At 63.8% G+C, this 23,774-nt stretch carries 23 protein-coding genes; 12 read left to right on the forward strand and 11 right to left on the reverse strand.

The features are described from left to right. Nucleotides 1–133: 133 nt before the first annotated feature. Together Q8O96_RS15180 and rarD are read left to right on the forward strand one after the other, a co-directional pair. Entirely contained in the window at nt 134–1,108 is a 975-nt protein-coding gene (locus Q8O96_RS15180; protein ID WP_102861960.1) for a serine/threonine protein kinase, read from the forward strand. 251 nt (nt 1,109–1,359) lie between these two features. Then, complete coding sequence (gene rarD / locus Q8O96_RS15185; RefSeq protein ID WP_115581087.1) at nt 1,360–2,247, forward strand: EamA family transporter RarD; 888 nt, start codon at nt 1,360–1,362, stop codon at nt 2,245–2,247. A 225-nt stretch (nt 2,248–2,472) separates the two neighbouring features. Here the strand turns inward: rarD and Q8O96_RS15190 are convergent, their stop codons facing one another. Next, nucleotides 2,473–2,991 carry a glycine cleavage system protein R gene (locus Q8O96_RS15190; protein ID WP_016964741.1) on the reverse strand — a complete coding sequence of 173 codons (519 nt, stop codon included), beginning with the start codon at nt 2,989–2,991 and terminating at the stop codon, nt 2,473–2,475. Nucleotides 2,992–3,544: 553 nt separating this feature from the next. On the opposite strand from Q8O96_RS15190, the gene Q8O96_RS15195 reads away from it, so the two are divergent. Next, a complete protein-coding gene (locus Q8O96_RS15195; RefSeq protein ID WP_305949049.1) occupies nt 3,545–5,722 on the forward strand; it encodes a malate synthase G in 2,178 nt (725 codons plus the stop codon). A 76-nt stretch (nt 5,723–5,798) separates the two neighbouring features. Here the strand turns inward: Q8O96_RS15195 and Q8O96_RS15200 are convergent, their stop codons facing one another. Then, nucleotides 5,799–6,245 carry a response regulator gene (locus Q8O96_RS15200; protein ID WP_102861963.1) on the reverse strand — a complete coding sequence of 149 codons (447 nt, stop codon included), beginning with the start codon at nt 6,243–6,245 and terminating at the stop codon, nt 5,799–5,801. Between the two features lie 258 nt (nt 6,246–6,503). On the opposite strand from Q8O96_RS15200, the gene Q8O96_RS15205 reads away from it, so the two are divergent. From Q8O96_RS15205 to Q8O96_RS15235, 7 genes are all read left to right on the forward strand, one after another. Beyond that, nucleotides 6,504–8,438, forward strand: a complete 1,935-nt coding sequence (locus Q8O96_RS15205) for a putative nucleotidyltransferase substrate binding domain-containing protein (protein ID WP_305949050.1) — start codon at nt 6,504–6,506, stop codon at nt 8,436–8,438. A 10-nt stretch (nt 8,439–8,448) separates the two neighbouring features. Continuing rightward, nucleotides 8,449–9,156, forward strand: a complete 708-nt coding sequence (locus tag Q8O96_RS15210; protein WP_115581090.1) for a PolC-type DNA polymerase III — start codon at nt 8,449–8,451, stop codon at nt 9,154–9,156. Between the two features lie 169 nt (nt 9,157–9,325). Beyond that, the gene (locus Q8O96_RS15215; RefSeq protein ID WP_102861966.1) at nt 9,326–9,844 is read left to right on the forward strand and encodes an RNA polymerase sigma factor; all 519 of its coding nucleotides are present in this window, start codon (nt 9,326–9,328) and stop codon (nt 9,842–9,844) included. Continuing rightward, nucleotides 9,841–10,818 (forward strand): FecR domain-containing protein, encoded by a 978-nt coding sequence (locus Q8O96_RS15220; RefSeq protein ID WP_305949051.1) that lies wholly within the window; start codon nt 9,841–9,843, stop codon nt 10,816–10,818. The genes Q8O96_RS15215 and Q8O96_RS15220 overlap by 4 nt, the downstream gene beginning before the upstream one ends. Nucleotides 10,819–10,998: 180 nt before the next feature. Further along, entirely contained in the window at nt 10,999–13,428 is a 2,430-nt protein-coding gene (locus Q8O96_RS15225) for a TonB-dependent siderophore receptor (RefSeq protein ID WP_305949052.1), read from the forward strand. Nucleotides 13,429–13,491: 63 nt separating this feature from the next. Next, nucleotides 13,492–14,613, forward strand: coding sequence for a PepSY domain-containing protein (locus Q8O96_RS15230; protein WP_207166666.1), 1,122 nt, complete (start codon nt 13,492–13,494; stop codon nt 14,611–14,613). Next, nucleotides 14,610–14,798, forward strand: a complete 189-nt coding sequence (locus tag Q8O96_RS15235; RefSeq protein WP_102861970.1) for a hypothetical protein — start codon at nt 14,610–14,612, stop codon at nt 14,796–14,798. The genes Q8O96_RS15230 and Q8O96_RS15235 overlap by 4 nt, the downstream gene beginning before the upstream one ends. Here Q8O96_RS15235 and Q8O96_RS15240 read toward each other — a convergent pair. Continuing rightward, nucleotides 14,776–15,198: a hypothetical protein gene (locus Q8O96_RS15240; RefSeq protein WP_102861971.1), complete on the reverse strand. Its 423-nt coding sequence runs from the start codon at nt 15,196–15,198 to the stop codon at nt 14,776–14,778. The two genes, Q8O96_RS15235 and Q8O96_RS15240, sit on opposite strands and share 23 nt — an antisense overlap. Before the next feature lie 110 nt (nt 15,199–15,308). On the opposite strand from Q8O96_RS15240, the gene Q8O96_RS15245 reads away from it, so the two are divergent. Beyond that, nucleotides 15,309–15,938 carry a glutathione S-transferase gene (locus tag Q8O96_RS15245; protein WP_305949053.1) on the forward strand — a complete coding sequence of 210 codons (630 nt, stop codon included), beginning with the start codon at nt 15,309–15,311 and terminating at the stop codon, nt 15,936–15,938. On the opposite strand, the gene Q8O96_RS15250 is transcribed toward Q8O96_RS15245, so the two are convergent. The 5 genes from Q8O96_RS15250 to Q8O96_RS15270 all read right to left on the reverse strand — a co-directional run bounded on the left by Q8O96_RS15250 (nt 15,935) and on the right by Q8O96_RS15270 (nt 20,224). Then, entirely contained in the window at nt 15,935–16,105 is a 171-nt protein-coding gene (locus tag Q8O96_RS15250; protein ID WP_162884044.1) for a hypothetical protein, read from the reverse strand. The genes Q8O96_RS15245 and Q8O96_RS15250 overlap by 4 nt on opposite strands. Then, the gene (gene creD, locus Q8O96_RS15255) at nt 16,098–17,474 is read right to left on the reverse strand and encodes a cell envelope integrity protein CreD (RefSeq protein ID WP_305949054.1); all 1,377 of its coding nucleotides are present in this window, start codon (nt 17,472–17,474) and stop codon (nt 16,098–16,100) included. The genes Q8O96_RS15250 and creD overlap by 8 nt, the downstream gene beginning before the upstream one ends. Before the next feature lie 91 nt (nt 17,475–17,565). Further along, entirely contained in the window at nt 17,566–18,984 is a 1,419-nt protein-coding gene (gene creC / locus Q8O96_RS15260; RefSeq protein ID WP_115581096.1) for a two-component system sensor histidine kinase CreC, read from the reverse strand. Beyond that, nucleotides 18,984–19,664: a two-component system response regulator CreB gene (gene creB, locus Q8O96_RS15265; RefSeq protein WP_115582443.1), complete on the reverse strand. Its 681-nt coding sequence runs from the start codon at nt 19,662–19,664 to the stop codon at nt 18,984–18,986. Before creB ends, creC begins: the two co-directional genes overlap by 1 nt. A 59-nt stretch (nt 19,665–19,723) precedes the next feature. Then, complete coding sequence (locus Q8O96_RS15270) at nt 19,724–20,224, reverse strand: ATP-dependent zinc protease (RefSeq protein WP_016963060.1); 501 nt, start codon at nt 20,222–20,224, stop codon at nt 19,724–19,726. Between the two features lie 197 nt (nt 20,225–20,421). On the opposite strand from Q8O96_RS15270, the gene Q8O96_RS15275 reads away from it, so the two are divergent. After that, a complete protein-coding gene (locus tag Q8O96_RS15275) occupies nt 20,422–21,309 on the forward strand; it encodes an acyltransferase (protein ID WP_305949055.1) in 888 nt (295 codons plus the stop codon). Here the strand turns inward: Q8O96_RS15275 and Q8O96_RS15280 are convergent, their stop codons facing one another. From Q8O96_RS15280 to Q8O96_RS15290, 3 genes are read right to left on the reverse strand one after another with little or no spacing between them, the layout of a single operon-like run. Beyond that, a complete protein-coding gene (locus Q8O96_RS15280; RefSeq protein ID WP_305949056.1) occupies nt 21,310–22,464 on the reverse strand; it encodes a glutathionylspermidine synthase family protein in 1,155 nt (384 codons plus the stop codon). Continuing rightward, nucleotides 22,461–23,201, reverse strand: coding sequence for a DUF1190 domain-containing protein (locus Q8O96_RS15285; RefSeq protein WP_305949057.1), 741 nt, complete (start codon nt 23,199–23,201; stop codon nt 22,461–22,463). The genes Q8O96_RS15280 and Q8O96_RS15285 overlap by 4 nt, the downstream gene beginning before the upstream one ends. A 10-nt stretch (nt 23,202–23,211) precedes the next feature. Further along, the gene (locus Q8O96_RS15290) at nt 23,212–23,640 is read right to left on the reverse strand and encodes a DUF350 domain-containing protein (protein WP_016963056.1); all 429 of its coding nucleotides are present in this window, start codon (nt 23,638–23,640) and stop codon (nt 23,212–23,214) included. Nucleotides 23,641–23,774 lie beyond the last annotated feature (134 nt).

Raw genomic sequence — 23,774 nt, forward strand, 5'->3', positions numbered from 1 at the left:
TACATCCGTAGCAGCCGGCTCGCCGGCCAACCTGGCGCCCGGCCGAACCACCAGCAAACCCTCCCCCGCTGGCTCCCCGTCTGCGTTACCATGCTTGGCCGGACGCGGCAGCCTGCTGCGCGCAGGAGTAAGCATGTCGCACCCGTTTGAAACACTGACCCCCGACCTGGTTCTGGACGCCGTTGAAAGCATCGGTTTTCTCAGCGACGCCCGCGTGCTGGCGCTCAACAGCTACGAAAATCGCGTCTATCAAGTCGGCATCGACGAAGGCGAACCGCTGATCGCCAAGTTCTACCGCCCCCAGCGCTGGACCAACGAAGCGATCCTGGAAGAACACCGCTTCACCTTCGAACTCGCCGAGTGCGATGTGCCGGTGGTCGCACCGATCATCCACGACGGTGCCAGCCTGTTCGAGCATGCGGGCTTTCGCTTCGCCCTGTTTCCCCGACGTGGCGGGCGCGCGCCCGAACCGGGCAACCTGGATCAACTCTATCGCCTCGGGCAATTGCTCGGTCGCCTGCATGCCGTGGGCGCCACCCGCCCCTTCGAGCACCGCGAAGCCCTGGGCGTGAAGAACTTCGGTCATGACTCACTGGCGACCCTGCTGCAAGGCAACTTCATTCCCAAGAGCCTGCTGCCGGCCTACGAGTCCGTGGCCCGGGACCTGCTCAAGCGGGTGGAAGAGGTCTACCAGGCCACCCCGCACCAGAACATCCGCATGCACGGCGATTGCCACCCCGGCAACATGATGTGCCGCGACGAGATGTTCCATATCGTCGACCTGGACGACTGCCGCATGGGCCCGGCGGTGCAGGACCTGTGGATGATGCTGGCCGGCGACCGCCAGGAGTGCCTCAGCCAGCTCTCCGAACTGATGGACGGCTACAGCGAGTTCCATGATTTCGACCCGCGGGAACTGGCCCTGATCGAACCGCTGCGAGCGCTGCGCCTGATGCACTACAGCGCCTGGCTGGCACGACGCTGGGACGATCCGGCCTTTCCCCACAGCTTCCCCTGGTTCGGCAGCGAACGTTACTGGGGGGATCAGGTCCTGGCCCTGCGCGAACAGCTGGCGGCCCTCAACGAAGAACCTCTCAAACTGTTCTGACCCTGCCTGCAGGAGCTGGCTTGGCAGCGAAGAGGCCCATGCGGTCGCCTTCGCCGGCAAGCCGGCTCCTACAAGAATCCGCCTCGATACAACGCCAACCGCAGGAGCTGGCTCGCCAGCGAAGAGGCCCGTAAGTTCGCCTTCGCCCACCAGCCCTCCCCCGCAGAAACGGGCGGCGCAAAAGTCAGGACATGTCCTGACAATTGTCCTTACAATCCCGTCTTCGTTAGCTGCCTAAGCAAGGACTCTGCATGCAAGCCGCCAACCCGCGTCGCGGGTACATCCTGGGCCTGACCGCCTACATCATCTGGGGTCTGTTTCCGATCTACTTCAAAGCCATCGCCAGCGTTCCGGCCGTGGAAATCATCGTCCACCGGGTACTCTGGTCGGCGCTGTTCGGCGCTGTGTTGCTGATGGTATGGAAACATCCCGGCTGGTGGCGCGAGCTGCGAGAAAACCCCAGGCGCCTGGCCATCCTGGCCCTGAGTGGCACCCTGATCGCCGGCAACTGGCTGACCTATGTCTGGGCCGTGAACAATGGGCGCATGCTTGAGGCCAGCCTGGGCTACTACATCAATCCCCTGATCAATGTGCTGCTGGGCATGCTGATTCTTGGCGAACGCCTGCGGCGCATGCAGTGGCTGGCGGTGATCCTGGCGGCGGTGGGCGTGGCCCAGCAAGTGTGGCAAGTAGGCAGTTTGCCCTGGGTCTCACTGATACTGGCCCTGAGCTTCGGCTTCTATGGCCTGATCCGTAAACAGGCCCCGGTCAAGGCCTTGCCCGGGCTGGTGGTGGAAACCTGGATGCTGGTGCCCATCGCCATGGCCTGGCTGCTCCTGCACCCCGAAGCCAGCAGTGCCCATGCCGCCTTCTGGACCAGCTCCGAAGCCTGGTGGCTCGTAGCCGCCGGCCCGGTCACGCTGATCCCGCTGGTGTGCTTCAACGCCGCGGCTCGGCACTTGCCCTACACCACCCTGGGCTTCCTTCAGTACCTGGCGCCAACCCTGGTGCTGCTGCAAGCGGTGCTGCTGTTTGGCGAACACCTGTCCTCCAGCACCTTGCTGGCGTTCATGTTCATCTGGGCCGGCCTGGCGGTGTACAGCGTCGATGCCTGGCTCAGCCTGCGCGGCCGCCGCTGATCAATAAACGTACAACGCCCTGCAGGCCAGGCCATTCGTGGCCTGCAGCGGTTCTTCCCAAGGTTATCCACAACCTGATCCCCGCCGTTTGTGCACAAGCCCTTGAAACTGCTGGTTTTTTGATCAGAGCGGGCTAAGCCGCGGCTGCACTGGGCTGGCGACAGGTCTCTACAGGTTATCCACAGGCGCATGCACGGATTACTGGGATAACCTGCGGGACGGTGTTCAGACCTCGCTGCGCAGCACCAACTCCACCATCAGATCGTCGGCCAGGGTTTCCAGGCGCGACTGCAATACCTCCAGGGACAACGTCAGGGGCACCGCCAGAATCGCCTCGGCATGAAACAACGGCTCGCTGCTCATGGGCGCTGGGCGCACCTCGGTCACCAGCCGTTCAAGGTTGACCCCCTGCTCCGCCAGCAAGCGGGTGATATCCCGGACGATTCCCGGACGATCATTGCCCACCAGCTCCATGGCGATGGGTTTCCAGGTGCAGGACTGCTCGATGCCGCTTTCGGCGATCAATACCCGGATGCCCTGGGCGGAGAGCCCCTGCAAGGCATCCACCAGCTCATCGTAGGCCTCGGCCGGGACCCCGACCCGCAAGATGCCGGCAAACTGCCCCGCCATGCGCGACAGACGGCTTTCCAGCCAGTTGCCGCCGTGCTCGGCGATGCACTGGGCAATACGCTCGACCTGTCCGGCCTTGTCCGGGGCGAAAACCGTGAGAACGAGATGGTCCATGGCGCAGCCCTCTTTGCTTGATGAAAGAGCAATTATAGGCAGCCTCACTCCCCGCGCCTTCCAACCCACATCGCAGCAGCTTGCGTAGGCGCTGGCTTGCCAGCGAAAGTGCCCGCAAGGCCGACGCCCCCCGAAGGCCCACTCGCCGGCAATCCGGCTCCTACGTGGGCGCACAGGGCAAAACACAAATCGTGTACAACTTTTTGTATTTATATGGAACAATCCACCAGCTTTTTTGAGAACATCACGTTCCCCAGCGTGACCGCACTGCATTCTTAAGTCGCGGAACGACGTATTTAGTCTAATTTTCACAAGCGCAATTCATCATGTAGTATGCCGCAGCGCGCACTACATAACGTTGGAACGATGTCTGCCAAGGCCTGATCGCAACCCTCGCAACCGCCCATCAGCAAGGCTCCGCCGTTGATTGGAAGCACCCAGCCGCCAGCAATGGCATGTACTGGTGAACAGGGTTGTGCTTTAAATGGCCGCCGGCTTCATTGTTAATTTGAAGAGCTGAAAAGCGAAATAGCTGAGCAGAGTGAGGCAAGCAATGACTGAACACGTTCAAGTCGGTGGCCTGCAGGTCGCCAGAGTCCTGTTCGACTTCGTGAACAACGAAGCCATTCCCGGTACCGGCCTCACCGCCGACGCATTCTGGGCCGGTGCCGACAAGGTCATCCACGACCTGGCGCCGAAGAACAAAGCCCTACTCGCCAAACGCGATGATTTCCAGGCACGGATCGATGCCTGGCACCAGTCCCGTGCCGGCCAGGCACACGATGCCGTGGCCTACAAAGCCTTCCTGCAAGACATCGGCTACCTGCTGCCAGAAGCGGCTGACTTCCAGGCCAGCACCCAGAACGTCGATGAAGAAATCGCCCACATGGCCGGCCCGCAGCTGGTAGTGCCGGTGATGAACGCGCGCTTCGCCCTCAACGCCTCCAACGCCCGCTGGGGCTCGCTGTACGACGCGCTGTACGGCACCGACGCCATCAGCGAAGCCGATGGCGCGGAAAAAGGCAAAGGCTACAACAAGGTTCGCGGCGACAAGGTCATCGCCTTCGCCCGCGCCTTCCTCGATGAATCGGCGCCACTGACCGCCGGCTCCCACGTGGACTCCGTGAGCTACAAGATCGTCGGCGGCAAGCTGGTGGTGGGCCTCAAGGGCGGCAGCAACAGCGGCCTGCGCAACGACGCGCAACTGATCGGCTACCAGGGCGACGCCGCAGCTCCTAGCGCGATCCTGCTCAAGCACAACGGTCTGCACTTCGAGATCCAGATCGACGCCGCAAGCCCGGTCGGCCAGACCGACGCCGCCGGGGTCAAGGACCTGCTGATGGAAGCGGCCCTGACCACCATCATGGACTGCGAAGACTCGGTTGCCGCGGTTGATGCCGACGACAAGGTGGTGATCTACCGCAACTGGCTCGGCCTGATGACGGGCGACCTGGCGGAAGAGGTTTCCAAGGGCGGCAAGTCCTTTACCCGCACCATGAATGCCGACCGCGAGTACACCGGCGTCAACGGTGAGCCGGTGAAGCTGCACGGCCGTTCGCTGCTGTTCGTGCGTAACGTCGGCCACCTGATGACCATCGACGCGATCCTCGACAAGCATGGCAACGAAGTGCCGGAAGGCATCCTCGACGGCCTGGTTACCAGCCTCGCGGCGATCCACAACCTCAACGGCAACACCTCGCGCAAGAACAGCCGCACCGGCTCGGTGTACATCGTCAAGCCGAAGATGCACGGCCCTGAAGAAGCCGCGTTCACCAACGAACTGTTCGGCCGCATCGAAGAGGTGCTGAACCTGCCGCGCAATACCCTGAAAGTCGGGATCATGGACGAGGAGCGCCGCACCACGGTCAACCTCAAGGCCTGCATCAAGGCGGCCAGCGAGCGCGTGGTGTTCATCAACACCGGCTTCCTCGACCGCACCGGTGACGAGATCCACACCTCCATGGAAGCCGGCGCCATGGTGCGCAAGGCCGACATGAAGGCCGAGAAATGGATCGGCGCCTACGAGAACTGGAACGTCGATATCGGCCTGTCCACCGGCCTGCAAGGCCGTGCGCAGATCGGCAAGGGCATGTGGGCCATGCCGGACCTGATGGCCGCCATGCTCGAACAGAAAATCGCCCACCCGCTGGCCGGTGCCAACACCGCCTGGGTGCCGTCGCCGACCGCCGCCGCCCTGCACGTACTGCACTACCACAAGGTCGACGTGTTCGCCCGTCAGGCCGAACTGGCCAAGCGTGCCCGCGCTTCGGTGGACGACATCCTGACCATCCCTCTGGCCAGCGACACCAACTGGTCGGCCGAGCAGATCAAGAACGAACTGGACAACAACGCCCAGGGCATTCTCGGTTACGTGGTGCGCTGGATCGACCAGGGCGTGGGTTGCTCGAAAGTGCCGGACATCAACGACGTTGGCCTGATGGAAGACCGCGCCACCCTGCGCATCTCCAGCCAGCACATCGCCAACTGGCTGCGCCACGGTGTGGTCACCCAGGCGCAGGTGCTGGAAAGCCTCAAGCGCATGGCCCCGGTGGTCGACCGGCAGAACGCCGGTGACCCGCTGTACCGCCCGCTGGCTCCGGACTTCGACAGCAACATCGCCTTCCAGGCCGCCCTGGAGCTGGTGATCGAAGGCACCAAGCAGCCTAACGGCTACACCGAGCCGGTATTGCACCGTCGTCGTCGCGAGTTCAAGGCCAAGAACGGCCTGTAAGCACGCCTGGCAACAGACAAAAAGCCCCGGTCCGCCGGGGCTTTTTAGTGTGTCGCCCTGACTCGGCGCTTGCAGCTCAGTGAATGACACCCAGTTCGTGTTTGACCAGGGCCAGCAACTTGCCGGTGTCGATGGGTTTGAGCAGGAAGTCCACCACGCTCAAGTGCATGGCAGCGATGGCGTCGCGCACATCGGCGTCACCGGAAATGATGATGATCGGCAGCGCCGCCCGTTCCGATTCCCGCACCTGGCGAATCAGGTCAAGACCACTGCAGGGCGCCATGCGCAGATCGGTGATCAGCAGGCCGATGGACTTGTTCGATTCGAGTAATTCAAGAGCGGCCTTGCCGCTGGCAGCCGTGATGCAACGGATACCATCCAGGCCAAGAATTTCCGCCAGCAGTTCCCGTGCATCCTTGTCGTCATCGGCAATCAATACCCGCTGGGCCGGCAGATCCGGCTCCAGCATGACTGCACTCAGCGCCTCGCGCTCGGCGTCACTCAAAATATCGTGGTCGGGCATACATTTCTCTACATGAACAGATCAATCCCCTAGCACATTGGTCAGACATCGCTAAGCAGACCTCCAATGTGCACTTCGTCGGAAAAATTGCCAAGAGCCTTGATCAGAGCTTTTTTGCATTGATTAAACGCCGCTCAAAGCCAAATGTCCGGGCTCCGGCCGCTACCTAGACTTACGTCCAATGGGCACCTCGCGCTGGGAGTCCGACCATTGCCGTGATCCGACCACAACAAATCCAAAAAGACTGCGGTAATCGTTATGAGTAAAGCGGACGCCTTCACCCAGGCAGGGAAGACCGCGGTGTTGCAGAACATCCAGGGGACCGTGCAGTTCCTGCAGCGGTTCCCGCCCTTCAACCAGATGGAAAACCTCCACCTGGCCTATCTGGTGGAACAATGCCATCTGCGTTTCTACGGGCCCGGCGACAGCATCATCAAGCCCGCCGACGGCCCGGTTGAGCACTTCTATATCGTCAAGCAGGGACGCGTGGTGGGCGAACGCACCCACGCCGCCAAGGGCAGCACCGAAACCACCTTCGAAATCACCACCGGCGAATGTTTTCCCCTGGCTGCACTGCTGGGCGAACGCGCCACCCGCACCGAACACCGGGCCGCCGAAGACACCTTCTGCCTGCAATTGAACAAGAGCGCCTTCATCAAACTCTTCGCCTTGTCCGACGAGTTCCGCGATTTCGCCTTGCGCGGGGTCAGCAGCCTGCTGGATCAGGTCAATCAGCAGGTCAAGCAAAAGGCCGTGGAAACCCTTGGCACCCAATACTCGCTGAACACCCGCCTGGGCGAACTGGCCATGCGTCATCCGGTCGCCTGCGCCCCACAGATGCCGCTGCGTGAGGCCGTGGCGCTGATGCACGAGCAACAGGTGGGCAGCATCGTGGTGGTGGACGAGCACAAGGCACCCCTGGGGATCTTCACCCTGAGGGACCTGCGCCAGGTCGTCGCCGACCGCACCCAGGACCTCAACCAGCCCATCGAACAGCACATGACCCAGGCCCCTTTCTTCCTCAGCCCGGACCACAGTGCCTTCGACGCCGCCATCGCCATGACCGAGCGCCATATCGCCCACGTCTGCCTGGTGAAAGACCAGCGCCTGTGCGGCGTGGTCTCCGAGCGCGACCTGTTTTCCCTGCAACGGGTCGATCTGGTGCACCTGGCGCGAACCATCCGCAATGCTCCCCGGGTGGAACACCTGGTGGCGCTGCGAGGCGAGATCGGCCAACTGGTGGAGCGCATGCTGGCCCACGGTGCGTCGTCGACCCAGATCACCCACATCATCACCCTGCTCAACGATCACACCGTATGCCGGGTGATCGAGTTGACCCTGGCGGACAAGGGCGACCCCGGCGTGCCCTTCAGCTGGTTGTGCTTCGGCAGCGAAGGCCGGCGCGAACAGACCCTGCACACCGACCAGGACAACGGCATCCTGTTCGAGGCCCGAGACGCGGCCCACGCCGCCGAGATCCGCGGCAAGCTGCTGCCCATCGCCCAGCAGATCAACCAGAGCCTGGCGCTGTGCGGCTTTACCCTGTGCAAGGGCAACATCATGGCCGGCAACCCCGAGCTGTGCCTGTCCCGAGCCGAATGGGCCCGACGCTTTGCCGCCTTCATCCGCGAGGCAACACCGGAGAACCTGCTGGGTTCGAGCATCTATTTCGATCTGCGGGTGGTCTGGGGCGATGAACAAGGCGCCGAACAACTGCGCCGGGCCATCCTCGACCAAGTCGGCGACAACCGTCTGTTCCAGCGCATGCTGGCGGAAAACGCCTTGCGCCAGCGCCCGCCCGTGGGCCGCTTCCGCGAATTCGTCCTGGCCAAAAAGAACGGCGAAAAAGCCACCCTCGACCTCAAGGTCCAGGGCCTCACCCCCTTCGTCGATGGCGCCCGGCTGCTGGCCCTGGCCAACGGCATCGGCGCCATCAACACCCTGGAGCGTCTGCGCCAGCTGGTGTCCAAGCAGGTCATCGAGCCCCTGGACGGCGCCGCTTATGAAGAGGCCTACCACTTCATCCAGCAGACCCGCATGCAGCAACATCAACGCCAGACCCGGGAGAACCAGCCCTATTCCAATCGGGTCGACCCCGACAGCCTCAATCACCTGGACCGACGCATCCTGCGCGAGTCCCTGCGCCAGGCCCAGCGCCTGCAAAGCAGCCTGGCCCTGCGCTACCAGTTATGAGCTATCAGTCATGAGCCTGTTTGCCTGGTTCCGTCCCGCCGTCAGCGTCCTGACGGCCCAACAGCAACAACGCCGCGACCGCCTGCCCGCGTTCACCGAGCTGGGTGAGTGCAGCCTGCGAGAGCAACGCTGGGTGGTGGTGGACCTGGAAACCACCGGCCTCAACCTCAACCGCGATCAGGTGCTGTCCATCGGCGCGGTGGTGATCGAGGACGGTGCCATCGACTTCAGCCAGCAGTTCGAACGCACCCTGCAGCGTGAAGGCCACAAGCTCAGCCCCAGCGTGCTGATCCATGGCCTGGGGCCCAGCGCCATCGCCGCCGGCTGCGATCCGGTGGAGGCTCTGCTGGACTTCATGGAGTTCGTCGGTGACAGCCCGCTCCTGGCGTTTCATGCCCCCTTCGACCAGCACATGCTCGGTCGGGCACTCAAGGACAGCCTGGGCTATCGCCTGCAGCACAGTTTCCTCGACGTGGCGGACATGGCGCCCATGCTCTGTCCCAAGGCCGCTTTCCGTGAGGCCGGCCTGGATGACTGGATCAACGTGTTCAAGCTGCAAGTGGCCGAGCGTCACCACGCAGCGGCCGACGCCCTGGCCACCGCAGAGCTGGCACTGATCCTGTTCAACCGTGCCCGCCAGCAGCAGATTGACAGCCCGCTGAACCTGCAACAGCGCCTCAGCCAATGGAAACGCCGCCAGCAGGCACACTCGTTCTGATCCGCGGCAATTGACCGTAGCGAGGGCACAGGCTCCCTCGCCACATCAGAAAAAAGCGTGCAACCCTCGGGAAAGAGCAGCCGACCAGCGCCAATTGCGCCTGTGTTTCGCCTCTGCCACAATCGCGAATAGTTCTCGTTATTTTAAACTTCTCGATCGGTGAGCCCCGTTGTCGTCAGTCCAAAGCCCCCACAATGAGCTGGTTGGTGCGCTGTATCGCGACCATCGCCGTTGGCTATTGGCCTGGCTGCGGCGCAACGTTGCCTGCGCTCAACGGGCCGAGGACCTGAGCCAGGACACCTTCGTGCGCCTGCTGGGCCGCGATGAACTCAAGGCTCCACGGGAACCCAGGGCCTTTCTGGTGGCCATCGCCAAGGGCCTGCTGTTCGACTACTTCCGCCGCGCCGCCCTGGAACAGGCCTACCTCAGTGAACTGATGTTGATCCCCGAAGGCGAACAACCGTCGCCGGAAGAGCAGCAGATGATCCTCGAAGACCTCAAGGCCATCGACCGCCTGTTGGGCAAACTCTCCAGCAAGGCGCGCATGGCCTTCCTCTATAACCGCCTCGACGGCCTGAGCCACGCCGAGATCGCCGAACGCCTGGGGGTCTCGGTGCCACGGGTGCGTCAGTACCTGGCCCAGGGCATCCGCCAGTGCTACATCGCCCTGTACGGGGAGCCGGTATGACCCCCATCAGCTCCAAGCCGGTGTCCGCCCGGGTGCTGGATGCCGCCATTGCCTGGCAACTGTCCCTGGACGGCGGCGCCAGTGCCGTGGAGCGCGAAGAGTTCGCCAAATGGCATGCCGCCCATGAAGAACACGCCCGCGCCTGGCGCCAGTTGGGCATGCTCGACCAGCGCTTTAGCGTGGCGGCCGGCCCGGCCCGCAATGCCTTGGTGCAATCTCGCGAAGGCCTGCGCCGGCGCGTGCGCAAAATGGGACGCGGAGTCGCCAGCGTGGTGCTGGTGGCGGGGCTGGCGCTGTTTGCCAGCGAGCGCTACCTGCCGGTGGACTACTGGCTGGCCGACCAGCGCACCGCCACCGGTGAGCAGCGCACCCTACGCCTGACAGACGGCACGGTGATCAACCTCAATACCCACAGTGCGCTGGATGTGCGCTTCGATGAGAAGCAGCGCCGAATCGTTCTCCAGGAAGGCGAAATCCTCATCGAGACCGGGCACAACGACAGTCGCCCCTTCATCGTCGAAACCCGCGACGGCCGGATGCGTGCCCTGGGTACGCGCTTCCTGGTCAAGCGTGAAGACCAGGGCACCCGCCTCGGCGTGCTGCAATCGGCGGTGGCGGCACGGCCGGAAGCCGGCCAGGACGAGCAGGTGTTCAAGGAAGGCCAACAAGTGCTGATGCGCCGCGACGGTCTCGGGCCGCTGCAGGCGCTGAACCTGGGCGCCGATGCCTGGACCCGAGGCATGTTGGTGGTGGACAACGCCCGCCTCGGTGACCTGATCGATGAGCTGGGCCGTTATCGCCGCGGTCACCTGGGCGTGGCCCCGGAAGTGGCCGACCTGCGGATCACCGGCAGCTTCCCGTTGCAGGACACCGACCTGGCCCTCAATGCCCTGCTGCCGACCCTGCCCGTGAAGATCGAGCGGCACACCGACTGGTGGGTGACGGTGGTGGCCAAGGCTGACGCCAAGCGCTGAGGTCGGTGTCGTGGCCTTCGCTAGCAAGCCCGCTCCTACACCGATCCCTTGGGAGCTGGCTTGCCAGCGAATTAACCTCAATCAATCTAAATCTAAATTATTTTCAATCTGCCCTATCACTTTTCCAATCTCGTCCGGCACCTAGGCAATTGCGAAACATTTCCATTCAGGAGCCGCCGTATGTACCGCCCGCTAGACACTCTGTTGCGCCCCAGTCTCTTGGCCGTTGCCATCGCGCTCAGCGCCCCCCTGACCAGCCCAGCGCTGATGGCCGCCGAACAGGCCAGCAGCGTGCGCGCCTACAACCTGCCAGCAGCGCCCCTGGCCAGCACCCTGAACCAGATTGCCAGTCAGGCTGGCCTGGCCCTGAGCCTGAATCCGGCCCTGGCGGCGGGCAAGACCTCGGCTCCAGTCAATGGCCAGTTCGACGCCCCGGGCGCCTTGCGCGAAGCCCTGCGCGGCACCGGCTTGCAACTGGAGCACAGCAGCGCCGGCACCTACAGCCTGGTGGCGGCACCGGAAGGCGTGGTGACCTTGCCGGAAACCAATATCACTGGCCAGCTGGCTGGCGAGAGTGCCTGGGGCCCGGTCGACGGTTACCTCGCCACACGTACCGCCGCCGGCACCAAGACCGACACCTCGCTGGTTGAGGCTCCGCGCTCGATTTCCGTCGCTACCCGCCAGCAGATGGAAGACCGCAACGTGCAGAACCTCGACGATGCCGTGCGTTACATGCCCGGGATTGTTTCTGCCAGCTACGGCAGCGACACCCGCTATGACTGGATGCGTGTACGGGGCTTCGAACCCACACAGTTCCTCGACGGCTTGCCCCTGCCCCGCGGTGTGTATGCCAACCCGAAAGCGGAAACCTGGAACCTCGACCGCCTGGCCCTGCTGCGCGGCCCGGCGTCCTCGGTGTATGGCCAGACCCCGCCGGGTGGCCTGCTGGACATGGTCAGCCGCCGCCCCAGCGCAGACACCAGCCATGCCGTGCAGATCCAGTACGGCAGCGACAACTACCGCCAGATCAACTTCGCCAGCACCGGCAAGATCGACGACGAAGGCCAGTTCCTCTATGGGCTCAGCGGCGTGGTGCGCGATGCCGGTACCCAGGTCGACCACATCGACAACAAGCGCTACAACATTGCCCCCAGCCTGACTTGGAACATCGATACCGATACCAAGCTGACCCTGCTCACGCAGTTCACCCGCGACGATACCGGTGCCACCAGCCAGTTCATGCCGATCCAGGGCACCAAGATCAAGTCGCCACTGGGCGAGGTCTCCCATCACAAGAACCTGGGTGACCCGGACTACGAGTTCTACGACCGCACCTACTACGCCCTGGGCTACGCCTTCGAGCACCGCTTCAACGATGTCTGGCAGTTCCGTCAGAACCTGCGCTACACCAAATCGGAGCTGTCCTTCCAGCAGTTGACCGTGGGTTCCTATGCCTACTCCCCGGCTGATGCGGCGGGCAACATCAGCCGGACCTCGACCAACGTCAACGAAGACATCGGCCAGTTCGCGGTCGACAACAACTTCCAGGCCAACTTCGCCACCGGCGACATCGACCACACCGTGCTCATCGGCCTGGACCACCAGCGCACCAGCACTTCGTACCTGTCGATCTATGGCGACGGGGGCAAAACCAATATCTTCAACCCGGTCTATGGCCAGCCGATTGTTCGTCCTTCGCGCACCGACGCTTACTACGACTACGACCAGAAAACCATTCAGACCGGCCTCTACGTCCAGGACCAGATGGCCCTGGACAACTGGCGCCTGACCCTGGGTGGCCGTGAGGACTGGGTGCACCAAGGCACCACCTACCTCAACAAGAAAGACGCGACCAACACTGATCGCAGCAAGAACTTCAGTGGCAATGCGGCGCTCAGCTATGTGTTCGACTCAGGTGTCGTGCCGTACATTTCCTACGCCGAATCCTTCCAGCCAGCGAGCAACGCCAGCGTTTCACCGACCGAATCGTATAAACCCACGGAAGGTAGCCAGTGGGAGCTGGGTATCAAGTATCAACCACCGGGTTCGAACACGCTGCTGAGTGCGGCGGTCTACGACCTGACCCAGAAGAATGTCCTGGTCACCAGCATCGGGGCAGGAGGCGAATCGATCACCAACCAGACTGGCGAAGTGAAGGTCAAAGGCCTGGAACTGGAAGCCGTGTCTGACCTGACCGAAAACCTCAAGGTCATCGCGGCCTACACCCTGGCCAAGTCCGAGGTACAAAAAGGCATCCACAAAGGCAACCGTCTGCAGCTGATGCCCAACCAGCAAGCCTCCCTGTGGACGGACTACACCTGGCACTCCGGCGTACTCGACGGTTTCGGCATCGGTGCCGGCGCCCGCTACACCGGCAATACCTATGGCGACCAGGCCAACACCTGGCTGGGCAAGGCCGACGCCTACACGGTGTTCGACGCTGCCGTGCATTACGACCTCGGTCGCCTGGACAACAGCCTCAAAGGGGCGTCGCTGAAACTCAACGCCACCAACCTGTTCGACAAGGACTACCTGTCCACCTGCGATGGTTCCTACTGCTATTTCGGCGATCAGCGCAGCGTGGTCGCCAGCGCCACCTATCAATGGTAATCGGCTGAATTAACAACCAGGCCGTCCGACAAGGACGGCCTTGGTGTGCCTGAAGGCTAAGAAATGAAAAGCAAGACAATCCGCCGCTGGTCCTTTATCCACACCTGGACCAGCCTGATCTGCACGGTATTTCTGCTGCTGCTCGCGCTCACCGGCCTGCCGCTGATCTTCCACCACGAGATCGACCACCTGCTGGGGGATTCCCCCGAGCTGCGGGAGCTGCCCGCCGACACCCCGCGCCTGGACCTGCAACAGCTGGTCAAGGCCGCCGAAGCTCACCGCCCGGGGGAAGTCATGCAGTACTTCGGCTGGGACGAAGACGAGCCCAACGGTGTGATGGCGATCATGGCCAAGACCGCCGGCACCGAGCCCAATTCCTCCCACACCTTCATGCTCGACGCCCGCACCGGCGAAGCCGTGGCCATGCCCTCGGCCAACGGCGGGCTGATGATGGTCATGCTGCGCCTGCATGTGGACATGTTCGCCGGGCTGCCGGGCAAGCTGCTGCTGGCCTTCATGGGCATCCTCTTCGTGCTGGCGATCATCTCTGGCACCGTGCTCTATCTGCCGTTCATGCGCCGCTTGAAATTCGCCAGCGTGCGCCAGGACAAATCCAGCCGCCTGCGCTGGCTCGACCTGCACAACCTGATTGGCGTGGTCACCCTGACCTGGGCCCTGGTGGTGGGGGTGACCGGGGTCATCAGCGCCTGCGCCGACCTGATCATCGCCGCCTGGCGCAACGACAGCCTCAGCGCCATGGTCGCACCCTACCGCGACGCCCCGCCCCTGACCGCGCTGGCTCCCGCCAGCCGCCTGCTGGACATCGCCCGGGAAGCCGCCCCAGGCATGCAGCCGGACTTCATCGCCTTCCCCGGTACGCGCTTCTCCAGCGAGCACCACTACGCGGTGTTCCTCAAGGGCAGCAGCCACCTGACTTCGCACCTGCTGACCCCGGTGCTGATCGACGCCAGCACCCTGCAGGTCACCGCCGTGGGCACGCGCCCCTGGTACATGGATGCCATGGGCATGTCCCAGCCGCTGCACTTCGGTGACTACGGCGGCATGCCGATGAAGGTGCTGTGGGCAACCATGGATGGGCTGACCATCATTGTCCTGGGCAGTGGCCTGTACCTGTGGACAGTCCGGCGGCGTGCTGCGAAGTCGGTTGCGCAGGTGCGCCCATGAAGCCCCGGCAATCGAACTTCTGGAAAGTCTTCAGGGCGCCGCTGGCCCTGGCCCTGCTCAGCGCCGGCGGCCTGTTCGCGGCGCTGCTGGGGGATGGGATCTGGGACAGCCTGAGCTGGCTCGGCCTGGGCCTGCCGGCGCTGATCGCCCTGCGGGGCTTGTTCAGCCGCGGGCGAGCGGCTTGACGGCTGCCGAGGGGAAACCGCGCCACAGATACACCGACAGCCCCAGGCTGATCAGCAGCACCGGAATGAACACGCGGTTTTCCAGCAGCGCCTCAGCCGCGACCAGTACGCAAAACAGCGCCAGCCCCAGCAGCGGCACATAGCTCGCCGCCAGACTCCAGCGCCAGGGCCGGGTCACCGGCTCTGGGCCACGCAGGCCCAGCAGCCCACACCCCAGGGCCGGCAGGGCCAGCGCCGGCAGCGCCCAGTACCAGGCCATGTAGGCAAACGCCATGATCAGCTCAGGCTCACCCTCGCCCTTGCGGCGGAACTCGTACTGCAGGGCCAGGTACACCGCCAGCCCACCCAACAGGGTCAGGGCCAGACTGTACAGCCCGTGCAAAAGATAGGACCTGCGCATTCATCACTCCTTGTCTGTCCCTTGTGCCGCCCCTGTGGCCAGTGCCACAGGCTGCGCTAAGATCCTCGGGCCGCGAGCCTGTGCTCCGTTACCAACCGCGAGGAATATTCATGTCTACCCCAAGCATGACGCTGTTCCACAACCGGGCATCACCTTACGTACGCAAAATCATGGTGCTGCTGCACGAAACCGGGCAGCTCGACCGTGTGGCCCTGCAAGCCTGCCAACTGACCCCGGTAAACCCGGACAACGCGCTGAACCAGGACAACCCCCTGGGCAAGATTCCTGCCCTGCGCCTGGCCAACGGCCAGGTGCTCTACGACAGCCGGGTGATCCTCGAGTACCTGGACCAGCAACATGTCGGCAACCCACTGATTCCCCAAGAGGGTTCGGCCCGCTGGCGGCGCCTGACCCTGGCGGCCCTGGCCGACGGGATCCTGGAGGCGGCAGTGCTGGTGCGTTACGAGCTGACCCTGCGGCCACCGGAACACCACTGGGCGCCGTGGCTCGAAGGCCAGCGCGACAAGATCCGACGGGCCCTGGCAGTGCTTGAGGCGCAGGCGCTGGCCGAGCTGGCCAGCCACTTCGACGTGGCCGCCATCAGCGTCGCCTGTGCCCTGGCTTACCTGGACTTCCGCCATCCGGACCTGGAGTGGCGCCAGCAACAGCCCGGGCTCGCGGCCTGGTACTTCGAGGTCAGTCAGCGGCCGTCGATGCTGGCGACCCAACCGCCGGTCTAGTCGGTCAGGCGCTCGGCCCTGTTCGCCGGCAAGCCGGCTCCTGTAGCACGGGGAGCAGCTTGCTGGCGCACCCGCCACCACGCCTCCGGTGGAAACAACAGGCCAATCCGCTGCGTCAGGCGCTCGCGCTGACGCTGGTCCTCACGCAAGCCCAGTGACTTACTCATGGATGGCCTCCAGATCGAACTGCAGGGGGGCCGGTTCCTTGCGCTGGCCCAGGCCATACCAGTCCAGCTTGCGGGTCAGCACCATGAACACGCCCAGCAGGCCGAACAGCAACAGCGAGCCCATCAGCAGCGCATAGTCCTCGGCGCTGAGCAGGCCATACAGCAAGCCGTACAAGGCCGCCAGCGAGAGCGCGAACACTGCGCCGTTACGCCAGCTGTGCAGCACATGGCTGACGTAGAAGCCGATCAAGCCGACACAGGCCGCCGCCGACACGCCGTAGGCCAGTTCGAAACCCAGGTGTTCCGACAGCGACAGCAGCAACAGGTAGAAGAACGCCAGTGCCACGCCCACCAGGGCGTACTGGATCGGGTGCACCGACAGGCTCTTGAGCACCTCGAAGAGAAAGAAGCCGGCAAAGGTCAGGCCGATGAACAGCAGGGCGTATTTGATCGCCCGGTCGCTTTTCAGGTACTGGTCCACCGGGTCGATGAAGCTCACGCCAAAGCTGCGGCTGTTGAAGTCCTGGCATTGGCTGCTGTAGGCGCAGCGCTCCATGGCCTGTTCCAGGTTGGTGGAGAAGAACGAGGTCTGCCAGAGCGCCGAAAAGCCCTGCTCGGTAATCTCACGCTGCACCGGCAGGTAGTTGCCGACAAAGCTCGGATGGGGCCAGTTGGCCGTCAACAGCACCTTGCTGGTCTTGCCCACCGGCAGCACCTGCAGTTGCCCGGTGCCCTGCAGGCGCAGGTCGAAGGCGAAGTCCAGGCGAGTGTTCTTCTTCAGGTCCAGGGGCGGCAGCAGCACGTGCACGCCTTCGTCCAGCCAGCTGACAAAAGTGCCGGGGGCAAAGTCCAGGGTCTGGCCGTTGAGCTGCAGTTGCAGGGCGTTTTCGATGCCGCGGATGTCGCTGATGCCCACCGCCAGGAACGGCTGGTCGAACTGGTAATCCGCAAAATCCTCCTTGATGCCGTACTGCTCGGGCACCGCAAAGTGGCCGCTGATGTAGTTGTCGGCGTGGAACAGCCGCGCCTCGTAGATCCCCCGGGCGCGCAGCTCGGTCTGGGCCTTGCTGTCCAGTTCGAAATGCTCGGGCAGGAAGAACAGCCGTCCCTGCTGCTCGCTGGTTTCCTGGTAGCGCTTCTTGGTCTTTTCGTCGGTTTTCCAGGTGCGCACGGTCTTGCGGTAGTCCACCACCATCACCGGGCCGCTGATCTGCTGCTGGGTGCTGGAGCTGCGGGCGATATCCTCGAGCACGCCGTCGCGCAGGCTCTGGCGCTCGCCGATCAGGCCGCTGATCATCAGCAGCGGTATCAGCAACAGCACGATCAACAGGCCAATGGCCCCGAGTTTGAAGGTCAGGTTACGGTTCATGAGGCTCTCCCAGTTGGAATGGGCGAGAGTCTGGAACCCGGGCATGGGGGTTTTATGGGGGCAATGTGGAGACTCTGTGGAGAATCCCCGCTCAGGGCAGCCGCAAGGTCACCTGCACCCCACCCGCAACGTTCTCAATGCGCATCTGGCCGCCATGCAGTTGCACCACTTCCTCGACAAAATTCAGCCCCAAGCCGGTGCTCTTGCGTCCGCTGTCCGGGCGCGGCAGGGAATAGAAGCGCTCGCACAGGCGCGGCAGGGCATAGTCCGGAATCGGCTCGCCCTGGTTGAACAGCACCAGCTCCACGCCCTCCTCCACAGGTTGCGCGCTGCAACGCAGCAGGCCGCCTGCGGGGCTGAAGTCCAGGGCGTTGGTCAGCAGGTTGCCCAGGGCCTGGCGCAGCAGGAACGGCTCGCCGGACCAGGCCAGGTCCGCCGGCACCCGCAGTTGCACCTGCAGTTGCTTGCCTTCGATACGCCCGTGCTGGCTGTTCAGCAGCTCCTTGCACAACGGCGCCAGGGGCACCTTCACCCGCTCTTCCAGGCCCTGACGCTGCTCCACTTGCGCCAGGTTCAGCAGACGCTCGATCAACTGCTGCATGCGCGCGCTTTCACTGTCGATATTGCCGACGAAACGCTGGCGCTGCTCCAGGGGCATCTCGCTCTGCAGCAGTTCCGCCGCCCCGCGAATCGCCGCCAGGGGGCTCTTCAGTTCGTGGGTCAGGGTGTGCACGTAGCGCTCGACATAGGCCTTGCCTTCGAGCTGGGTGCGCATGTGTTCCACCGCCGTCGCCAGTTGCTCCAGCTCGCCACCGCGATAGTGCGGCAGCTCGGCGCGGCGCCCTTCACTGACCGCCAGGGCGTAGGCGGTCATGCGTCGCAACGCCGCGCTCAGCCACCAGGACAGCAAGGCGCCAAACAGCAGGCCCATGGCAATCAGCCCGGCGCCGTACCACAGCAGGCGGCGTTCGGTGCGGTCGACGTAGGGCTGCAGGGAACTGTTGGGCTTGGCCACGGTGACCACGCCGATGATCTGGCCGTTGTCGCGGATCGGCGCGCCCACGTGCATCACCGAAGAATTGGGATCGTCGGCCAGCGAGCGCGACGAACGCGCGCCATATTGGCCGCGCAAGGTCAGGTACACGTCGTTCCAGCGCGAATAATCCTGGCCCACCGCCAGGCCACTGGAGTCCAGGACCACGATGCCCTTGGCGTCGGTGACGTAGATGCGGTGGTTGACCTGATTCTTTGGCAGGCCCCAGATGGTCGCCGCCGGTTGCCGCTCGCCATAGGCCCGCAGCAATTGCGGCCAGCGGTTCTCGCTGAGGGTGCCGGCCTTGAAGTCGTCCCGCAGGATCTCCGCCAGCAGGTTGGCGGTGTCCACCAGGGTTTCCTCGGTGGACTGGCGCACGCCGGGGCGGATCTCCTTCATCACCGTGCTCAGCACGAAATAGCCGGTCAGGCTGATGAACAGCAAATAGACCAGGAAGATGCGGATGCCCAAGGTCATCAGGCGTGGCTCGGGCTGTAGCTGTAGCCCAGGCCGCGATGGGTCTGGATCGGCTCGGCCTCGGCCGCCACCAGGCGCAGCTTGGCCCGCAGGCTCTTGATGTGGCTGTCGATATTGCGCTCGTAGCCAACGTCCGCCACCACCCCCAGGGCATCGAGCAACTGCTCGCGGCTGAACACCCGCTCGGGCTGCTCCAGCAGGCATTGCAGCAGGCGGAACTCATGCCGGGTCAGGCTCAGGGGCTGGGCCCGGTAACTGATCTGCACCCGCTCGGCGTCGATGACGAACAGCGCCGGGGCTGCCTCGGGAGCCGCTCGCGGAGCCATGCGCTTGAGGATCGCCTTGACCCGCGCCGCCACTTCCCGGGGGCTGAAGGGCTTGACCACATAATCGTCGGCGCCGATTTCCAGGCCCACCACCCGGTCGATCTCACCGTCCCGGGCGCTGAGGAACATCACCGGCACCTCGCTGAAGCGGCGCAGCTGCTTGCAGGTTTCAAAGCCGCTGATATCCGGCAGGCCGATATCGAGGATGATCAGGTCCGCCGGGGTTGCCTGCTGATAGTCCAGGGCCGCACGCCCCAGGCTCAGCCAGGTGGTGGTGAAACCTTCGCCTTGCAGGGCAAAGATCAGGGTGTCGGCAATGGCCGCTTCGTCTTCGACAATCAGGATATGGGGCATGGCATCCAAGCACGCAAATTCAGTGGGCGAACGGTGCCGGATGCCTGGTAAGCCGTCAATCAGCAGTCGGGTTTATCCGCGGTGTAGCGCCGCGCCGGGTTCACCGCCGCACCGAATTCCCGCAGCGCCTTGGCACCGATCAGCAGCGGATAGTTGAAGCTGCTGCGGTCGGTGAGGTTGACCTCCACCGTGCGCTTGACGTTGCCCAGGCACATCTCCAGCTCCACCACCGGGCGCTTGGCCGACTGCGGTTCTTCAGCCTCATCGCCCTCGTCGGCGCGGCTCTTGATCTTGCTGATGCGCGCCACCTTGTGCTCGTAGACCTTGTTCCCGGCATCCTTGGTCGCCAGGCGGAAACGCACCCAGTCCTCGCCGTCGCGGGTAAAGGTCTGGATATCCCTGGCCGACAGCGACGCGGTCAGGGCCCCGGTGTCCATCTTGGCCTGCAGGGTTTCGCCGATTTCCGGCAGGCGGATGTATTCGTAACGGCCATACAGGGTCGGCTCGGCGGCCATCACCGGCAGCGCCAACAGCGAAACAAGAGCAAGGACAGATTTCACGACAGTGGATTCCTTGAAGAGAGGGGCAGCGGGATTTTAGACCGCAGCCAACGAATTGGTTCGTATAGAAGCAGCCTCAAGCCTCAAGCCTCAAGCTTGGAGCTTGCCGCTTGCCGCTTGCCGCTGCCACTTAGAATTTGGCCTGCCCACCGAAGCTGCTTATCATGGCGCGCCCAAAAGATTGCAAAGAGTGCCTTATGCGCCGCCTGCTCACCGGCTGTTTCGTCACCCTGCTCCTGCTGCTCAACACCCTGGTGCTGTTCGGCCCGCTGATGGTGTTTGCCCTGCTCAAGCTGGTCCTGCCGGGGCGCCTGCGCGATTACGCCTCGGCCGCGGTGATGTGGATCGCCGAGACCTGGGCCGAGATCGACAAGCTGATCTTCGCACTGTGCATCCCGACCCGCTGGGACATTCGCGGCGGCGAAGGCCTGCGGGTCGACACCTCCTACCTGGTGGTGAGCAACCACCAGTCCTGGGTCGACATCCCGGCGCTGATCCAGACCCTCAACCGGCGCACGCCGTTCTTCAAGTTCTTCCTCAAGAAGGAGCTGATCTGGGTGCCGTTCCTCGGTCTGGCCTGGTGGGCCCTGGACTACCCCTTCATGAAGCGCTACAGCAAGGCGTTCCTGGCCAGGCACCCGGAGCTGCAAGGCAAGGACCTGGAGATCACCAAGGCCGCCTGCGAGCTGTTCAAGCGCCAGCCGGTGACCGTGGTCAACTACCTGGAAGGCACCCGCTTCACCGAGGCCAAGCGCCAGCAGCAAGACTCGCCCTTCCAGCACCTGCTCAAGCCCAAGGCCGGCGGCGTGGCCTTCGTCCTCGCGGCCCTGGGCGAACAGCTGGACGCGGTGCTGGACGTGACCGTGGTTTATCCCCAGCAACGCATTCCCGGTTTCTGGGACCTGATCAGCGGCAGCGTGCCCAAGGTGATCATCGACATCCGCACCCGCGAGCTGGACCGGGCGCTGTGGCACGGCGATTACGAAAACGACCCGGCGTTCCGCCAGCAGGTGCAGGACTGGGTCAACCGGCTGTGGACCGACAAGGACCAGCGCATCAGCGAACTGCTGAGCGAACGCCGCTGATCAATCGCTGATCACATGGGGCAGGAAACGGCTGCTGTCCTTGGTGATCGGCGAGTTGTCTTCACGAATGCCGATCCCCGCCGGCTGGTCGCCAATCACCCAACTGCCAATCACCGTGTGGTTGCCGGCAAACACCGGCAGCGGGTGAAACCGCTGGCGGATGCACGGCCCGCCATAGGGCCCGGCCTCGATCAGGCGCTCACCGCCCTCGGTGCAGATTTCCACATTGGCGCCCTCTCGGGAAAAGAACGGCTTGCGCACCCAGCCCGGGCCCAGGCTGGCAGTGGGATCGTCGTCGATGAACGCCGGCAACAGGTTCGGATGCCCCGCATGCCGCTCCCAGAGCAGGGCCAGCGCGCCCTTGTTGGAAAGAATCGCCTTCCACGGCGGCTCGACAAACTGCGTGCCGCTGCCGGCAAGCGCCGGGCCATAGGCTTCGGTGAACAGCTGTTCCCAGGGATAGAGCTTGAACAGGCTGTCGATGGGCATCTCCAGCAGGTCGACGAAACGCCCACCGGCATTCAGGCCGATGTCCTCGATATTGATCAGGCGCGTGCCCAGGCCAGCCTGACGGGCAATGTCGCGCAGGTATTCGACGGTGCCGCGATCCTCCAGCGAGTCCCGCACCGAGGCAAAGTGCATCGGCGACTTGAAGCCGCCCTGGACAAAGGCCTGCAGCAGCTTGTCCTCGATGCTGTTGAACTGATCGCAGCCAGCCGGCAACTGCCCGCGCTGCAACTGCTGCTCAAGCCAGACGTACTGGAAGAAGCTCGCCTCATACAGCGAAGTCGGCGTGTCGTAATTGGTCTCCAGCAGCTTGGCCGGGCCACTGCCGTCGTAGCACAGGTCCATGCGCCCGTAGAGATGGGGGTCGCCCTGCTTCCACGACTGGCGGACCAAGTCATGAAAGGCCGCAGGGATCGCCAGGCGCTCCAGCAAGGCTTCGCTGTCCACCACTTCGGCCACCAGGGCCATGCACAGCTCGTGCAGTTCCCGGGTCGGGTCTTCCAGGTCGTCCTCGATCTGCCGCAGGCTGAAGCGGTAGTAGGCCGACTCGTCCCAGTACGGCTCGCCGTCGAAAGTGTGGAAGGCAAAGCCCAACTGCTGCGCCGTGGCCTGCCAATCCGCACGCGGGGTGCTGGGGATGCGCTTCAAGAACCGAAGCTCCAACTGCTGTGGCTGGAGGAACCGAAGCCGCCACGACTGACCACTTCATGGGCACCGGCCAGGGGATTGCCGGCGCTGGTGAAGTGGTCCGGGCTGGAAATGCCGAAGCGTCCACCGTTGGCGCCGGAGAAGGTCTTGCCGGCCTCCACCTGCTGGCTGAGGGTGCTCAGTTGCGAGCCGCCCCGACCGTCACGCTCCTTGTACAGCGTCTCGCTGAAATAGCGCGGCTCGGGCGTGGAATCCAGGCCGATCCAGCGCCAGAAGCTGGAACCTGCGCGGGCGCCATAGGAGTGACCACCACCACCACCACCACCACCACCACCACCACCACCACCACCACCCGAACTGCTGGAGCTGGCCTGCTCGGGTTGTTCGTCTTCGGGCTGAACCGGCACCGTGCGCTGGGTGGTCAGGGCGAGGCCCTTGGCAATCGGCACGTAGGCGCGGTTGTCTCTGGACACCATGCAGTTGCCCGCGAAGAAGTCGTCTTCACAGCGTTGCAGGTCGAGATAACGCGGCGCTATCAGCTCTCCACGCTCGCGGGCATCATCGAAAGCGTCCTGGCAGATCGCGGACGGAACCTGTGCCAGTACGCAGTCGCGGACACTGCTGAAATGCTGGGTCTGGCGCACTTCGCGGGTTGCCTGAGGCTGGCCGTCACAGGCAACCAGGGCGAACGGCACACTGCCCAGCAGCACCAGGCGCACGCTTTTACTGCGTTTCATGCCCGCGCCCTCAGACCGATGGAGTCATGCAGGCCGCATTCAGCAGGCCGACACCGACAGACACCGAAGCCACCAGGATCGCCGCGGAATTTTCCTGGTTGGCGATGCGCTGGGACAGGCCCTTGAGGGTCAGGCTGACCACCAGGAACGTGAGCAATTGCACCACCGCGGCGATGCCGGCCCAGAGCAGGAAGTCGATGATCGAAATGGAATGGGAAATCGCGCTGGCCACCGGAATGGCAAAGCCCAGCAAAGCGCCGGACAGGGCGATGGAAGCGGCACTGTTGCCCTGGCGGATCAGGGCGAATTCGTTATAGGGGGTCAGGCGCGTGTAGATGAACGCGTAGAGGGCAAACACCAGGGCAGCGCCCAGCATGTAGAGCATGAAACCGAGCACCGCATCGGCGGGCAGAGACATCTTCAGTGCATCCATGAACATCGCGTTCAAGCTTCCTTGGAAAACGGGGCGCGAGATATAGCACAGGCCCGATTCGGCGAAAACTCCGGGAAAGGTAAAGACCACTGTTTCAGGAATCAGGGGAAGCCCCGGCGCGCCAGGCGCCGGAGCCGGAG

Source organism: Pseudomonas sp. LPH60 (assembly GCF_030718165.1).
Lineage (GTDB): Bacteria > Pseudomonadota > Gammaproteobacteria > Pseudomonadales > Pseudomonadaceae > Aquipseudomonas > Aquipseudomonas danubii.